Consider the following 16,724-nt stretch of genomic DNA (forward strand, 5'->3'; position numbering starts at 1 on the left):
GCTGAGCTATAGTCCCGGGAAATTGGTGACCCATAGGGGAATCGAACCCCTGTTACCGCCGTGAAAGGGCGGTGTCTTGACCGCTTGACCAATGGGCCATAAATGGTGATCCATCCGCGACTCGAACGCGGGACACCCTGATTAAAAGTCAGGTGCTCTACCGACTGAGCTAATGGATCATCTTTTACTTAGTTGTCTTTCGACTTGTTTCGCGATTTCTCTCGCTCACAAATAATATTATATTATCTGATTAAACTTTCGTCAACACTTTTTTTAAACTTTTTTTATTTTTTTCAAATAACATTTGAAAATATAATTACAAAATACCTCAAATCCAGTAATATACTCATTTTAATCACTTTAATTTTTAAACATTTTTTTGATAAAAAGTTTCATTTTTATAGATTTTTATGTGTTTTTACTAAAATTTTATACCATATTTAGTAAAAATATATGGAAATTTTTTGTTAAATAAATAAAGCATAGCAAGATAATATCTTACTATGCTTTATTTATTAACAGAATATATTTTTTCTTATTATAGTTTGTGTTCTGTTTGGTCCTACTGAAACCATATCAACATTTACACCAACTAATTCTTCTATTCTAGATATATATTTCTTTGCATTTTCAGGAAGATCTTCGAACTTCTCTACTCCTGTTATATCTTCATTCCATCCATCTAATTCTTCATATATAGGCTCACACTTAGCTAAATCTTCTAATGAAGCTGGGAAATCATTTATTATTTTGTCTCCCATTTTGTAGGCTGTACATATGTTTATTTTATCGAATCCAGTTAAAACATCTAGTAACATGAAAGATATACTAGTTAATCCGTTTACTCTAGCTGCATATTTAACTATAACAGCATCAAACCAACCACATCTTCTTGCTCTACCTGTTACTGTTCCGAACTCACGACCTTGTTGTCTTATTTGTTCACCAATTTCATTGTCTAATTCAGTAACAAATGGTCCTTCTCCTACTCTTGTAGTATAAGCTTTAACTATACCTACAACATCCTTTATCATATTAGGTCCTACACCTGCTCCTACAGCAAATCCACCTGATACTGGATGAGAAGAAGTAACGTACGGATACGTACCTAAATCTAAGTCTAATAATGTCCCTTGAGCACCTTCAAATAACACTTTTTTACCTGCTTTTATTGCATCGTAAACTATTACAGAAGTATCTGCAACATAATGTCTTATTTTATCAGCATACTCTAAGTATTCATTATATATAGTTTCAAAGTCAAACATAGCTTCTTTACCATATATATTTGTAGCTAACTTATTTTTAGCTTCTATTTGTGGTTTTAATTTTTGAGCAAATATGTCTTTATCCATTAAATCACATATTCTTATTCCTGATCTCTCAGTTTTATCCATATAACAAGGTCCTATACCTTTTTTAGTAGTACCTATTTTGTTATCTCCTCTAGCTTCTTCAGCTAAAGCATCTAATTCTTTGTGATATGGGAACACTACATGAGCTCTATCACTTATTTTTATATTTCTTGTATCTATATCATCTTTATTAAGCATCTCTATTTCTTCTAAGAAACCTTTTGGATCAAATACTATACCATTTCCTATTACATTTACTATATTAGGATTTAAAACTCCTGATGGTATTAAACGTAGAGCAAATTTTTTTCCTCCAACCACTAGAGTATGTCCAGCATTATTTCCGCCTTGTCCTCTTATTACTACATCTGCTTGAGTAGCAAGGTAATCTATAACTTTACCTTTTCCTTCGTCTCCCCATTGAGATCCTACAACTGCAACTGTCTTCATTTCATTCACCTCTATCATAGATATTCGAACACTTTACTAATACATTTTATCAAACATTCGATATGTTTTCAAACTTTTTTACTTTTTGTAAATTTTTAATATGTATTTTTCTATATTTTCTAAATTATCTATACTTATAATATCTTTTTCTAAAGCTTTAAATTTATTCATCCAAATGTCTAGTTCTTCTAGACTTTTAACGCTACATATATTTTCAACCTGCCCATGCATAGTGTTAGTAATATATATTTTAAATTCATTATCTAATTTTTCACAGTAAACTATTACTGTTTCTTTTAAATTTTTATCAATTATTCTAAATAAATTAATTTCTCTGTTTACTTCTATTATTTTTGGATATATATATAATACATTTATATTCAACACATTTTTTCCCCCATACAATTTTGTATTTATAAACAATAAAAGCAAGCTATATAGCTTGCTTTTTACGTTATTCACATTTATCAACAGGTGTTCTGTGGATAGTGTGGATAATTTTTTGCCTAAATTTCAATGTTTATACATAATTTAGGACATGTATCCACACATTTCGAGCTTATCAAAAGTATGTTCTGTGGATATTTGTTGATATTTTTGAAACTACATATCCCTTGATTTATCAGCAAATTTCTGAACTTCACCCAGCCAAACTAGTTCCACCGAGCCAGTTTCACCATGTCTGTTTTTTGCTATTATAACTTCACCAATATTTTTTCTTTCTGAATCTGGATGATAATATTCATCTCTATATAGAAACATTACTATATCAGCATCCTGTTCTATGGCTCCAGATTCTCTTAAGTCTGATAACATTGGTCTATGGTCAGCCCTTTGCTCTGGCGCACGAGATAACTGAGATAATGCAACTACAGGACAATTAAGTTCTTTTGCTATAATTTTCAAAGATCTCGAAATCTTAGATATTTCTTGTTGTCTACTTTCATTATTACCTTCACCTTCCATAAGTTGAAGATAGTCTATTAATATTAAATCTAATCCTTGCTCTATTTTTAATTTTCTACATTTTGATCTCAACTCTGAAATTTTAATACCTGGAGTATCATCTATATGTATTTTTGCATTCGATAAAACTGCCATTGCATCAATTATTCTTGGCCAATCATTTTCATTAAGCTTTCCTGTTTTTAACTTGTTAAGCTCAACATTTGATTGAGCTGATAACATACGTTGTACTAACTGTTCTTTAGACATCTCTAGACTAAATACAGCTACTGACGCATCACCCTTTAAGGCTGCATTTTGAACGAGATTTAATGAGAATGCAGTTTTACCCATAGCTGGACGAGCTGCAATTAATAGTAAATCCGTTCTTTGCATTCCATTTATCTTTTTATTTAAGTCTGTAAATCCAGTCGTTATACCTGTCATTTCGGCTTTAGAGCTATATAGATGCTCAATCATATCATAAGCATCCATTAGCACTAAATTTATGGACTTAAAGTCATCACTAGCTTTTTCTTGAGATATATCAAATATTTTCTTTTCAGCTTTATCTAAAACATCTTCTATTTTAGTCGATCCATCATATCCTAAATTTATTATATCGCTAGAAGCCTTTATAAGCTTTCTAAGCACTGATTTTTCTTTTACTATATCAGCATAGTATTTAACATTAGATGTTGTTGGTACTATTGTAGAAAGACTGGTTATATAACTTATACCACCAACATCATCTAAGTGACCTTGTTTTCTTAATTCTTCTGTTAATGTTATTAAATCTATAGGTTCACCTTTATTACTTAACTTTATCATACATTCATATATAATTTTATGTGCTTCTTTATAAAAGTCATCTGGTCTTATAGTCTCGCTGACTGTTATCATAGCATCTTTATCAAGTAATATAGAACCTAATATAGATTGTTCTGATTCCACACTATGTGGAGGAATTCTAGTCATATCCTCCATTTTTTATCACCTCAAGTGTTTAGACTATTGTTTTTCTTTTACATCAACTCTTACTGTAGTTGTTACTTTTTGATGTATTTTTATATCTACTTTTCTTGAACCTAATACTCTTATCGGCTCATCTAATGATATCTTTCTTTTATCTACTTCTACTCCATGTTGCTTCTTTAATTGTTCTGCTATATCTTTTGAAGTTATTGAACCAAATAGTCTTCCGCCTTCTCCTGCTTTTGAGTAGATAACTACGTTCATTTCTTCCATTTTCTTTCCTTGTTCTACTGCTGCTTCATATTCTTTTTGAGCCTTTATTTCTTGAGATTTATTTTTCTCTTTTAATTCTTTAACTGATGTATTATCAGCTACCACTGCTAATTTTTTAGGGAATAAAAAGTTTCTTGCGTATCCATCACTTACTTCTTTCATTTCTCCTTTTTTCCAGTTCCTTTTACATCTTTTAATAATATAACTTTCATCTATTTATCCTCCTTTAGGTTTTCTTCTATTATATCCTGCACCATTTTATATGCGGTTTGAAGTGAAACGTCCTTTACTTGGGCACCAGCCATATCTATATGACCTCCTCCGCCTAGCTTTTCCATAAGGACATGTACATTTATTTTACCTAATGATCTTGCACTTATAAATATCTTGTTGCCTTTTTTACCTAAAACAAAAGATGCTTCTACATCCCTTATATTTAGTAATTCATCTGCAGCCTGTGCAATAACTATGTTTATATTATCTATTTCTACATTAGAGTATGCTAAACATATATTATTATCAATTATTTTACTACTTTGTATTATATCTGCTTTTGTTATAAAGTCTTTTATATCTGAGTTAAATAACTTTTTAACTTCTACAGTGTCTGCTCCAACCTTTTTAAGGTACGAAGCTGCTTCAAACGTTCTAACACCAGTTTTAAATGCAAAATTCTTTGTATCTAGACTTATACCTGCAAGCAATCCTTCTGCTGTTAGTTTATTTATTTTAACATTATCTTCCATATATTGAACTAATTCTGTAACCATCTCACAAGTAGATGATACATATATCTCATGGAATAATAACACCGTGTCATTTATAAATTCTACACCTCTTCTATGGTGGTCAATAACAACAACTTTATCTGATATATTTAGTAGTTCTTCACATTCTGTGTGGTTAGGTCTATGAGTATCGACTACTATAACTAAAGTATTCTTTGTACAATTTTTTATAGCAGTATCTTGATCTATAAACATGTTTTTATAATAATCCATTGAGTTTAACCTTTTAGTAAATTCTTCAATAGATTCATTACTTTCTTCTAACACTATATTGGCAAATTTATTACACGATTTACATATATCATAAATACCAACGGCAGACCCCATTGCATCCATATCAGGGTACTTATGTCCCATTATATATATATTTTCGCTTTCTAAAATTACCTCTCTTAATGCATGGCCTATAAGTCTTGATTTTACTTTTGTTGTTTTTTCTATGGCTTTTGATTTTCCTCCATAGAATACTGATTTATCTTTAGTTTTTATAACAGCTTGATCTCCACCTCTACCTAATGCTAGGTCAAGAGCTCCAGATGCAAGCTTTAGATTTTCATTTACTGTATCGCCATCTATTCCAATTCCCATACTTATCGTTACTGGGAGATTGTTTCCATAGTCAATTTTTCTTATCTTATCTAATATAGAAAACTTATCACATTCTAATTTCTTTAGTTCTTTTTTATTCATAACAAGAACAAATTTATCTTTTGAAGTTCTTTTTAGTCCACCTTTTGTCTCTGTTTCTAAAGATGTTAACATCTTTTCTATTTCAACGTTTATTAATGGTCTTTTGTCTTCTTCTGTACTTTTTAATACTTCTTCATATCCATCAATTTGGATTAACATCATTGAATTTTTCTCATCTTCATATTGTTTTTGAAGATTTAAGTGATCTGTTTTATCTAACCAATACAGCATCATTAAATATTTCGCATTTTTTTCTTTTTCATTTTTTATTACATTATAAACAATTGTATACTCTCTATCCTTATATTTTATATCAGTATACATCTCCTTATTTTCATTAAGGACTTTCCTCAGATTTAGATTTTTGACTATATTGTCAATATTTACACCTAATAACTCTGGTGATTCTACCATATCATTAAACTTACTATTATACCAAGATATACTTCCATCAAACTCAAGTATACATAAAGGTATAGGCAAGTTTAATATAGCTTTTTTAGTAGTTTCATCTATATCTAATGATAAATTCTGAATATAATTAGTCCATTCTTTTCGCCTGATATTAGTTATTCTCCAATTGTGAGCAACTATATATACAAAACCGAAGAAAAATAAACAGCCTATATATACGTTATAAAAAAGTAGTATAGTACTTGCTATACCTATAATAACTATATATAAATTTATTTCTGGCATATTCATTTTAAAGGTTAGTTTATTCCTCATTTCTACCCTCCTAAGTGGATTTGTAGCTTCTTACCTTTCTAAAGTCAATTATACTATCTAGCATTCCAACGAAAGATACTCCCATAAATCCAAGTAAACTTAAAATTAATCCATATGTTAATATCATTCTTCCTGCACCTTGTCTAATCCATTTTCTAAAGAAGTATATACAAACTGATATTCCCTGGATCATAAACATAAAATTAAATACAAACTGCAAGTTAAGCATTATTAACTCTGTATGCATATTTATACCTATAATGTCTGCAAGTAAAACTACCATATATAACAAAAATGATATTGTTACTGCATTTCCTGGTAAATAAAAATCTGATATTTTAGGTAACGGTAAATTCACTATTTTTACCCTTTTTAAAATGAATACTTCAACGTAGTAAGTTATAAAAGATAATATTGTACCTATTAAAAATAGTAAAGTTGGAAGCATGTTTCTAGTAAGATCTACCATACTGCTAACATTAACTCCTTCTCCTAGGTCCACCCCTGCTTTTTTGAAAAGTTCAAATTGTGTAGTCATACCTTCTTTCATAACTGTCATAAAATCTTCTAATATATTTCTTCCAAATATTGAGTTTGATATTAAGAAGAAAATAATGACACATACTACATTTGCTATTATACCCATATATATTGGTTCAAATTTATTAACTTCTCCTTGTTTTAGGTGTTCCCTAGCTATGCTACCTATAGCTATTGCTGGTAAAACCTTCAATATACATATATTTACAGAATAAATAGGATTTACTGCAAACATAAGTACAAAAAATGTAGCCACCAATGATAGAAAAGAGTACTTATTATCTGTTAGTGTACTTATCATTGCATAAGGCACTGGTATCACTAAGCTTAATATGCCAAGCATTGGCACATACATTGTTACTAAAGATAATATTATTCCTAATGTAACTATCATTGATGCTTGTGATAGCCTTACTTTATTACTCAAATTAGAATCACTCCTTATTATCCATATGTTTTTTCAGATTAGATAAATCCCCATACCAACTTTCTACACTATGGTTCTCATCTATTCCTATTTTTATCTTTTCTTTTACCTTATAATCTATCTCTGTAAAACTTATACCCAATCTTTTTCCTAAAAGATATGTTATCATAATAATATTTGCTAAAGTGTCTTGAAGAGCCTCATCTAAAGGCTTTACACCCTTGAAGATTAAATTAAATAAATCCCCTAAACTTAGTATTAATTCTGTCTTCATCCATTCCATTATTTTTACATTTTTGGTTATATCTGAACTTTTATCTAATCTCAAAGTTGCCCCCTCCTTAATATATAAACATTATATCATAAATCATAGAAGATTTAACCCGATATACAAAAAAACGAGCCATAGGGCTCGTCCTTTTCTTAGTCTAATGTATATGGTAAAAGTGCTATGTTTCTAGCTCTCTTTATAGCAACTGTTAACTCTCTTTGGTGCTTAGCACAAGTTCCAGAGATTCTTCTTGGTAATATTTTACCTCTCTCAGTTACGTATTTTGTTAATCTTTGAGTGTTTTTGTAGTCTATTCTAGCATCTTTAGAAGCACAGAATTGACAAACTCTTTTCTTTTTACGTCTCTTTTTGTTTATCATAGTAAATTTCCCTCCTTTTCTAGAATGGGATATCATCATCATCTATAGCTTGGAATCCTTGAGGATCTAGTCCTTTTGGCTCAAAACTTGGTTCGAAGTTCGGTTCGAATCCTTGATGATTCCCTTTATATGAACTTTCAGATTTATTTTTAGTATCTAAGAATTGTACTCTGTTAGCATTAACTCTTGTAGCTCTTCTAGTTTCTCCAGCTTGATTTTGGTAGCTATCGATTCTTATAGAACCTTGTACAGCTACTAAACTTCCTTTACCTATATAGTTAGCGCAATTCTCTGCAGATTTACCCCAAACTTGTATATCTATAAAGTCAGTTTCTTTTTTCCCATCTTTACCTGAGAATTCTCTATCAACAGCTATTGCAAAGTTAGCAACAGGAGTTCCGCTTCCCGCGATGTATCTTAACTCGGGATCTCTAGTTAATCTACCCACTAATACAACATGGTTCATAATAACACCGCCTTTTACATAATAAAACTAGTTATTAAGCAACAACTATCATGTGTCTTATTACGTTTTCGTTTATCTTTAAGTTTCTATCTATTTCTTTAGGTACTTCTACACCAGCGTTGAAGTTAACTAATACGTAGTGACCTTCAGTAAACTTAGCTATTGGGTAAGCTAATTTCTTTGTTCCCCATACGTCAACTTTAACAACTTCACCTTCAGTAGCAACAACTTCCTTAACTTTGTTAAGTACAGCTTCTCTTGCTTCTTCATCAGCATTTGGCTTTACTACGAAAACTAATTCATAATTTCTCATTTTATAATTCACCTCCCTTTGGACTTAACGGCTCTACTAAGTAGAGCAGAGAAATGAGACTTAAATCTCATACCTACACATTTTATCATCACTTTATGTAAATGTCAATTTGAATTTACACCTCTTCTAATATTATTACAGCTTTTTTTGTAATTGATACGTATATATTTAATTATGTTGGATAATAATATAGTTATATAGCCCCATAACTTAAATATATTTCATCCCAATCTCCCAAAAAGGGTGGTCGTCAGACCACCTTTTTTTATTATAAGAAAATTATAATATTATAATTTATAATTTTCAAAAAATGATAATTAGCATCTCAAATTAATAAGATGCTAATTATCATCTTTAATTACTCTAAATATGTATTTATAAAGTAATTGATTTTATATTAACATTTAAGCTTTTGCTTCCTCTTTCATGTATTTCTTTAAAACAATGCCTAATCTTTTTACTCCTTCTACTATTCTTTCATTAGGCATATTAGAGTAATTTAATCTAAAGCAGTTTTCTTTTCCTCCATTCGGGAAGAATGATCCTCCTGGCACGTATGCAACGCTATTTTCTACACACTCTTTCATAATTTCTCTAGAGTCTAAATATTCAGGCAATTGTACCCATGTAAATAGACCGCCTTCTGGATGAGTATACTCTAACCCTTCTGGAAATTCTTCTTTCATCGTATTTAACATTAAGTCTCTACGATTTTTATATACAGCTTTTAATTTTTCTACGTGTTTATCTAAATCATATATGTCCATGAATTTACTGACTTCTCTTTGGGATATAGTTGATGCTTGTAGATCTGCTCCTTGTTTTACAAATACAAATTTGCTTAGGATTTGAGGTGACGCACATGTCCAGCCTATTCTATAACCTGGACAAAATACTTTTGAGAAACTTCCTAGATAGATTACTAATCCTTTTTTATCCATTGATTTTAAAGACGGTAGGCTTTCACCTTCAAATCTTAATTCTCCATATGGATTGTCTTCTATTACTGGTATTTCATACTTACTTATTACTTCTATAAACTTTTTACGTCTTTCTAATGGCCATGTTCTTCCTGTAGGGTTTTGAAAGTCTGGTATTACATAAATCATTTTTACATTTTCAGTTTTGTCTAGTATTTTTTCTAGTTCTTCCATAATCATACCTTGATTATCGGTTGGAACTTCAATGAATTTAGGGCAATAAGATTTAAATGCATTTATAGCACCCAAATATGATGGACTTTCACACAAGACTACATCCCCTTCATCTAAAAACACCTTTCCTGCAAAGTCTAATCCTTGCTGCGATCCATTAGTTATTAATATATCGTCTTTTGTGATATTTGTTTTACTTTTGCTATTCATTCTATCGGCTATATGCTCTCTTAAAGGTGGAAATCCTTCTGTCGTTGTATACTGCAACGCTTCCATTCCTGATTCTTCAAGAACTAAAGTTGATATTTTCTTCATTTCCTCAACTGGAAATAATTCTGGAGCTGGCAGTCCACCAGCGAAAGATATGACTCCTGGTTTCTCCGTAAGTTTTAAAATCTCACGAATTTCTGACCCTTTCAATCCATCCATCCTACTTGCAAATTTAATAGCCATAATTAAGGCACCCCCTGAAAATGTTATCCTCAATTTAATTATAGCAAACTCAATATCATTTCGATACTAACTTTATTCTTTTTTTGACCTTATTTTATGATTTTTTTTATTCTCTTTTCAAGGGTTTCTCTATCCAGCATAATTAATCTAGAACACTGTATACATCTTATCTTGATATCCATTCCTGTTCTCGTTATTTCAAATTCTTTACACCCACAAGCATGCTGTTTTTTCATCTCAACAACATTACCAACCTTAAGATCCATTGGCATAAATATTCACTCCTTTTTAGTCTATTTTTTTAACTTCTTTTTTACCATCTTCTAATCTTTTTATATGGAATATTCCTTTATATTCTATATTATTATCTTTTAATATATTAGATACTTTATCTATATCATTATATAAAAATCTTATTGATATACCACAACTAGCAGTTATCTCTCTAGGTGTTGGAAGTGTAGTTGATGTAACTTCATTTTCTGATAATATCTTATCTGTTTTTATAGCATGATGCGTTGAGTTAAATGATACTATGTACATTTCGTTCATTTTATTACCTCTTTCTTAATTACTTATATTGTCACTTTATATTTAAATTAAGGCTACATATAACCTATGTAGCCTAATAAACTAATTATATAGATATAGTTTGTGATGAATTATTCATTATATCCACTATTGTATACATATTTGTAACAGAACCAACTTTTAAATCTTCTTTTAAATTATAGTAATCTAAACATGTTCCGCAAGATAAAACTTCTACTCCTGAAGATTCTAGTATTTTAAGATTTTCTATAGTACTAGGATTTTGTGCACTTAGTTTTACACCTGAATTAACAAGTATTATGTGTTTTGGGTAAGGTTTAGCTTCTGTTAATGTATATATGTACCCCTTTATAAGAACTTCTCCTAGTTCATCATTTCCTTGACCCATTTTATCTGAAGATATAAATATACATTTATCTTCTAATTGTTCCTTTTTAGGTTCTTCTATTATAACATTTTCTCCCTTTTTTATCTCTATAGTAATTAAATCTTTTTCTTCTTTTAGTATTTTTGTCTCACAGTTTAGCGAGTTTGCTAATTTTAGTATATTTTCTTTTGCTATTTTATTATCAATTGTAGTAACAACTATTCCTTGTTCTATTTTATCTAGTTCTTTTTTTGTATTTATAACTGGCTTAGGACAACCTAATCCTCTTGCATCTACTTCTATAAACATAACTTTACCCCTCTCTTTAAACTTATTTCAATTTATTCTATCATAGATATAATTTTATCTGTTATAGATTATTTCTATAACCATATAGATTAACCTAGTCTTTTTATTTTACAAATTTATATAAATAAAAAGACTCTTTATTAAAGAGCCTTTTATATTATTTCTAAATTCTTATACATAGATACTCCTTTTTGGTAGTATTCTAATTCTTTTTCTTTTGATATATCAGTATATAATTGTCCTAATTCTATATATAAATCTGCTAGGATTTTTTCATTACCTAAGTCTGATACTATACTTATACACTTAGATAAATACTCTATAGACATTACATTCTCATTTTGTTTTTTGTACATTTGTGAATAGTATTTAAGAACTTTATATTCATTAAATTTATTCTTATATTTTATTGATGATGCTAAAGCTATTTTACAATATTTTTTAGCTAATTCGTATTCATCATTATCTATATGAGCTTCTATTATTTTTAATAAACTATTTACAGCATATTCATCTTCGTCATGTTGTTTTATACTATAAACTTTATGTGAATATTCTAGAGATTTTTGATTATCTCCCATATTTTTATATATGTCAGATATTAATGAATATACATTAGCCAGGCCAGTTTTATTTTCTTCTTTTTCTAAGATTTCTAGAGCTCTTTTAAAGTATACTTTTGACTCTTCATGTCTTCCTACGCTTAAAAGATTATTTGCTTTTAAGATAATCATATCTACTTCTTCTTTTAAATTTTTTTGGTTTTCTATTTCATTTATTTTTTCTATATATTCTAATGATTTTTCTGGGTCATTTAATTTTATATATGAACAAGCCATTTTGCTGTATAAATTTCTGTGTATATTCTTATCTTCTAGTTGAATTTCTTCTAGTACTTCTTCTGCAAAATTAAATTGACTTATAGCACCCTTATAAAATTCTTCTATCATATATACATTTCCTATATTTAAATAACAATTAAATATGTTTTCTTTATCATTATTTTTTATAAAGAAATATAATGCTTTTTCAAAATTATTTATTACAAGAGAGTAGTTTTTTCTTTTTAAGTTTATATTTCCTAATAACAAATTACATTTTCCGTAGTTGTCTGTTAAATTGAATTCTTTACATATGTCTAATATATCATTTATTTGTCTTTCTGCTTTTTCTAATTCATTACACTTAATATAAACTTCACTTTGAAGTATTAGGTTATCTGTTATTTTTTTAGATTGCATTTCTTTGGTTTCTATAAGATAATCTACACTAACTCCTAATCTTTGAGCTAAGTAATCTAGTAGCTCTTGGCTAGTATGTGATTTATCTCTTTCTATATGACTTATTTGAGCTGCTGTAATCCTATCTCCTGCTAATTCTTTTAAAGTCATATTTTTTTCTTTCCTTAACTTTTTTATCTTCTCTCCTAAACTCAGAATTTCCATATAGCTCCCCCTTGAAAACATTTTCTTATAATATGATTATAACTTATATTTATCTTAAAAACACTAACTATTTTTAAAGTTTTACATTATTCGTTTGTTTTCTATAAATTGCTAGTTTTTTTACTATTTTTTGTAAAAAATAAGGCTATAATGGTAAATTATTCCATCATAACCTCAGGTTTTTTTATCGATTATTATTTGATATATTTTGTAGAGCTTTAACAGCCTTATCTATATCTTCTTTTGTATTGAAGTATCCTAAACTAAACCTAACAGCCCCTTGCTCTAATGTTCCAAGAGTCTCGTGAGCTAGAGGTGAACAATGTATACCTGACCTTGTGGCTATATCATATTCACTATCTAATAAAAATGTTATTTCTCCAGAATCTATATTATCTATATTTATAGATATAACAGCAGCTCTTTTTTTACTATCTTTAGGTCCATATATAGTTATATTTGGTACGTTTTCTAACTTATTCAACATATATTGACATAATTCTTCTTCGTGAGATCTGATATTCTCTATACCTTCTTCAAATATAAATTTTATACCTTCATTTAATCCTACAATTCCTGGAGTATTATGAGTTCCTGACTCATATTTATCCGGTAATAATTCTGGTTGGAATAATTCTTCAGATTTACTTCCTGTTCCACCTTCTTTTAGGATATTAACATTTAATCCATCTCTTATATATAAAATACCTGTTCCTTGAGGACCTAATAGACACTTATGTCCTGGAGCAGCTATCATGTCCACATTTATTTTAGCTACATTTATATCATATACTCCCGCTGTTTGAGATGCATCTACTAAGTATAATATATTATTATCTTTAGCAATATCTCCAACTGATTTAATATCTATTATTGTTCCACATACATTTGATGCATGAGTTGTAACTATTAACTTTGTGTTTGGTTTTATCGCTTTTTTTAAATCTTCTATATTTAAAAATCCATCTTTATCACATTTAACTATAGTATTTTCTACTCCATGCTTTTCTAAAGATTTTATAGGTCTTATTACAGAATTATGCTCCATACTTGTTGTTACTATATGATCTCCACTTTTTACTACACCTTTAATAGCTAGATTTAAAGAATCCGTAGCATTATTAGTAAATACTATACTCATTGGGTTATCTATATTAAACAACTTAGCTATATTTTCTCTTGCATCATATATCTCTCTTGCTGCTTTCATAGCTAATTTATGGCCTGCTCTTCCTGGATTAGCACAGTAGTTTTTCATACAATCCATTACTGCATTATAAACCCTATCTGGCTTTGGATATGTCGTTGCTGCATTGTCTAAATAAATCATATAAGGTTTCCTTTCTCTATGCTTCTTCAAGTAACATAGATACTATATTATTTAAGTCATCGTCATTATAGTATTCTATCTCAATTTTTCCTTTTTTCTTTCCTTTTGAAATATTTACTTTCGTTCCAAATATATTTCTAAGTCTTTCTTCTACATCTACTATGAATATATCTTTTTCTTTTTCCTTTTTTATAACTTCTTCAGTGCCACTTTCACATATTTTTTTAGCTAAGTTTTCTGTAACTCTAACTGAAAGTTCTTCTTCCACAACTTTATTAGCTAAACTTAATTGTGAATCTAAATCAACAACTCTAAGTAGTGCTTTACCATGACCTGCAGTTAAGTATCCTCTTTCTACCATCTCTGCAACTGGTTCACTAAGATTTAATAATCTTAATGTATTAGTTATATGAGGTCTACTTTTTCCTACAGCTTCTGATATTTCTTCTTGAGTTACATTATAGTGTTCTATTAAACCTTTATATGCTAATGCCTCTTCCATGCAATTTAGGTCTTCTCTTTGTAAGTTTTCTATAAGAGCTATTTCCATTATATCTCTCATTGGTATATCTTTTATTACAGCAGGTATATCGTTCTTTTTAGCCATTTTAGATGCTCTATATCTTCTCTCACCTGCAATAATCATATATTTCCCATTATCATCTGGTTTAACAACTATTGGTTGTAATACTCCATAATGTTTTATTGAATCAGATAATACTTTTACTTTTTCCTCATCAAATATTTTTCTTGGTTGGCTTTCATTTGGATATACTTTGCTTAATTCAATGTTTACAATATCCTTTTGATCTATTTCTTCTTTTGCATCAGGTATTAACGCGCTAAGACCTCTACCTAGTCTATTCGTTCTTTTAGTTGTTTTCTTTTCCATATTATATTATGTCCTCCTCTAAATCTATAAATTCTTCTGCTAGTTCCATGTATGCTTCTGTACCTCTACATTTAGAATCATAATAAATTACTGGTTTGCCATGACTTGGTGCTTCTGCTAATCTTACATTTCTAGGTATAAGCGTTGTATAAACACTTCCCTTAAAATATCTTTTTACTTCTTCTACAACTTGTATAGATAGGTTTGCTCTCCCATCAAACATACTAAGCACTACGCCCTGAATATCTAAACTTGGATTTAGTCTAGATTTTACTAACTTTATAGTTTCCATCAGTTGACTAACTCCTTCTAATGCATAGTACTCACATTGTATCGGTATTAAAACACTATCTACAGCAGTAAGACTATTTATAGTAAGCATACCTAAAGATGGTGGACAGTCTATAAATATATAATCATATTCTTCTCTTATAGGCTCTAATGCATTTTTTAATATAAATTCTCTATCTTTCATAGTTGTTAATTCTATTTCTGCGCCTGATAGCTCAGTTGCAGCAGCAACTATATCAACATTATCAAATTCCGTACCTATTATAGCTTCTCTTATATCTAAACTATCTAACATTACTTCATAAATAGTATTTTCAACAGAATTTTTATCTACTCCATATCCACTAGTTGTATTTCCTTGTGGATCTAAATCCAACACTAATATTTTTTTCCCCATTTTTCCCATACTTGCACTTAAATTTACATTTGTAGTTGTTTTACCAACTCCACCTTTTTGATTAAATACTGCTATAACTTTGATCATAAGATTTCCCCCCCTGTCTATTTTAAAAAAAGATTACTGCATGCAGTAACCTTTTTACTTTTTAGGAATCTTTACAACAACTTCCATATAATCTCCCTTGTCTATTTCATTATACTTAGCTTCAATTCCTGTACCTATTATTGCATCAAAGGCTTGTTTCATGGTATTTAAATATATTCTTATAGCCATAGAACCTTTTACATTTTGTTTTTTATCAGCTTCACTAGGAGCTTCTAGATCTTCTAGGATATCCTTTATCAACTTTTCTGTTTTCTTTACAGTTAGCTCATTTTTTATTACTTTATCTAAAACTTCCTTCATTAACTCTTCACTTGGTAACTTAAGTAAAGCTCTAGCATGTCTTTCTGTTAAATTATTTTCCACTAGCTTTATTTTTATCTCACTTGAAAGTCTTAATATTCTAAGCTTATTAGCTATAGTAGATTGATTTTTACCAAGCTTCTCAGCTAATTGTTGTTGTGTAAAATCATGTTCTCTTATTAAGTTTTCATAACCCATAGCCTCTTCTATGAAGTTTAAGTCTTCTCTTTGTAAGTTTTCTAATAATGCTAATACTGCAGAAGATTCATCAGACATATTATTTATAATAACTGGAATAGCTTCAAGTTTTGCTAATTTAGCAGCCCTTAGCCTTCTTTCTCCTGCAATTAATTCATATTTATCATCTTTCATTCTAACTGTTATAGGTTGAAGTATCCCGTAAACCTTTATAGAATTACTTAGTTCTTCTAATGCCGACTGTGAAAATACCTTTCTTGGTTGATATGGATTTGGAACTATTTGTTCTATTGGTATCTCCATAACTCTTTTCTCTTCCATAACAT

The 16,724-nt window shown here is 29.3% G+C and carries 19 protein-coding genes and 2 tRNA genes; all 21 read right to left on the reverse strand.

Annotated features, from left to right (window positions below; genetic code table 11):
- Positions 1–23 precede the first annotated feature (23 nt).
- Positions 24–98 (reverse strand) — tRNA-Glu (locus JWF52_RS08475).
- Positions 99–103: 5 nt separating this feature from the next.
- Positions 104–179: transfer RNA gene (locus tag JWF52_RS08480), tRNA-Lys, on the reverse strand.
- Between the two features lie 336 nt (positions 180–515).
- Positions 516–1,805 carry an adenylosuccinate synthase gene (locus JWF52_RS08485; RefSeq protein ID WP_208333150.1) on the reverse strand — a complete coding sequence of 430 codons (1,290 nt, stop codon included), beginning with the start codon at positions 1,803–1,805 and terminating at the stop codon, positions 516–518.
- A gap of 78 nt (positions 1,806–1,883) precedes the next feature.
- Complete coding sequence (locus tag JWF52_RS08490) at positions 1,884–2,192, reverse strand: hypothetical protein (protein WP_208333151.1); 309 nt, start codon at positions 2,190–2,192, stop codon at positions 1,884–1,886.
- Positions 2,193–2,408: 216 nt separating this feature from the next.
- Positions 2,409–3,737: a replicative DNA helicase gene (dnaB, locus tag JWF52_RS08495; RefSeq protein ID WP_208333152.1), complete on the reverse strand. Its 1,329-nt coding sequence runs from the start codon at positions 3,735–3,737 to the stop codon at positions 2,409–2,411.
- A gap of 24 nt (positions 3,738–3,761) precedes the next feature.
- Positions 3,762–4,160: a 50S ribosomal protein L9 gene (gene rplI, locus JWF52_RS08500; protein ID WP_353654896.1), complete on the reverse strand. Its 399-nt coding sequence runs from the start codon at positions 4,158–4,160 to the stop codon at positions 3,762–3,764.
- Positions 4,161–4,210: 50 nt separating this feature from the next.
- Positions 4,211–6,205, reverse strand: a complete 1,995-nt coding sequence (locus JWF52_RS08505; RefSeq protein ID WP_208333153.1) for a DHH family phosphoesterase — start codon at positions 6,203–6,205, stop codon at positions 4,211–4,213.
- Positions 6,206–6,215: 10 nt separating this feature from the next.
- Complete coding sequence (locus JWF52_RS08510) at positions 6,216–7,172, reverse strand: DUF2232 domain-containing protein (RefSeq protein WP_208333154.1); 957 nt, start codon at positions 7,170–7,172, stop codon at positions 6,216–6,218.
- A 7-nt stretch (positions 7,173–7,179) separates the two neighbouring features.
- The gene (locus tag JWF52_RS08515; protein ID WP_081712297.1) at positions 7,180–7,500 is read right to left on the reverse strand and encodes a MazG-like family protein; all 321 of its coding nucleotides are present in this window, start codon (positions 7,498–7,500) and stop codon (positions 7,180–7,182) included.
- A 95-nt stretch (positions 7,501–7,595) separates the two neighbouring features.
- On the reverse strand, positions 7,596–7,823 hold the full coding sequence (rpsR, locus tag JWF52_RS08520) for a 30S ribosomal protein S18 (RefSeq protein WP_042277459.1): 228 nt from the start codon (positions 7,821–7,823) through the stop codon (positions 7,596–7,598).
- 19 nt (positions 7,824–7,842) lie between these two features.
- Positions 7,843–8,289 (reverse strand): single-stranded DNA-binding protein, encoded by a 447-nt coding sequence (locus tag JWF52_RS08525; protein ID WP_042277462.1) that lies wholly within the window; start codon positions 8,287–8,289, stop codon positions 7,843–7,845.
- A gap of 34 nt (positions 8,290–8,323) precedes the next feature.
- Positions 8,324–8,602 carry a 30S ribosomal protein S6 gene (gene rpsF, locus JWF52_RS08530; protein ID WP_042277465.1) on the reverse strand — a complete coding sequence of 93 codons (279 nt, stop codon included), beginning with the start codon at positions 8,600–8,602 and terminating at the stop codon, positions 8,324–8,326.
- Positions 8,603–9,006: 404 nt separating this feature from the next.
- Complete coding sequence (locus tag JWF52_RS08535; RefSeq protein WP_208333155.1) at positions 9,007–10,209, reverse strand: aminotransferase-like domain-containing protein; 1,203 nt, start codon at positions 10,207–10,209, stop codon at positions 9,007–9,009.
- Between the two features lie 89 nt (positions 10,210–10,298).
- Entirely contained in the window at positions 10,299–10,481 is a 183-nt protein-coding gene (locus tag JWF52_RS08540; RefSeq protein WP_208333156.1) for a DUF951 domain-containing protein, read from the reverse strand.
- 16 nt (positions 10,482–10,497) lie between these two features.
- The gene (locus JWF52_RS08545) at positions 10,498–10,761 is read right to left on the reverse strand and encodes a putative Se/S carrier protein (RefSeq protein ID WP_208333157.1); all 264 of its coding nucleotides are present in this window, start codon (positions 10,759–10,761) and stop codon (positions 10,498–10,500) included.
- Positions 10,762–10,846: 85 nt separating this feature from the next.
- A complete protein-coding gene (gene yedF / locus JWF52_RS08550) occupies positions 10,847–11,437 on the reverse strand; it encodes a sulfurtransferase-like selenium metabolism protein YedF (protein WP_208333158.1) in 591 nt (196 codons plus the stop codon).
- A 152-nt stretch (positions 11,438–11,589) separates the two neighbouring features.
- Positions 11,590–12,882 (reverse strand): helix-turn-helix domain-containing protein, encoded by a 1,293-nt coding sequence (locus JWF52_RS08555; protein ID WP_208333159.1) that lies wholly within the window; start codon positions 12,880–12,882, stop codon positions 11,590–11,592.
- A 184-nt stretch (positions 12,883–13,066) separates the two neighbouring features.
- Complete coding sequence (locus JWF52_RS08560; protein ID WP_208333160.1) at positions 13,067–14,212, reverse strand: aminotransferase class V-fold PLP-dependent enzyme; 1,146 nt, start codon at positions 14,210–14,212, stop codon at positions 13,067–13,069.
- 16 nt (positions 14,213–14,228) lie between these two features.
- Positions 14,229–15,104 (reverse strand): ParB/RepB/Spo0J family partition protein, encoded by an 876-nt coding sequence (locus tag JWF52_RS08565; RefSeq protein WP_208333161.1) that lies wholly within the window; start codon positions 15,102–15,104, stop codon positions 14,229–14,231.
- Position 15,105: 1 nt separating this feature from the next.
- A complete protein-coding gene (locus tag JWF52_RS08570) occupies positions 15,106–15,879 on the reverse strand; it encodes a ParA family protein (protein ID WP_208333162.1) in 774 nt (257 codons plus the stop codon).
- A gap of 54 nt (positions 15,880–15,933) precedes the next feature.
- Positions 15,934–16,719: a nucleoid occlusion protein gene (noc, locus tag JWF52_RS08575; protein WP_208333163.1), complete on the reverse strand. Its 786-nt coding sequence runs from the start codon at positions 16,717–16,719 to the stop codon at positions 15,934–15,936.
- Positions 16,720–16,724: the final 5 nt, after the last annotated feature.

Origin of the sequence: Clostridium sp. CCUG 7971 (genome assembly GCF_017590215.1) — a bacterium.
Lineage (GTDB): Bacteria > Bacillota > Clostridia > Peptostreptococcales > Peptostreptococcaceae > Faecalimicrobium.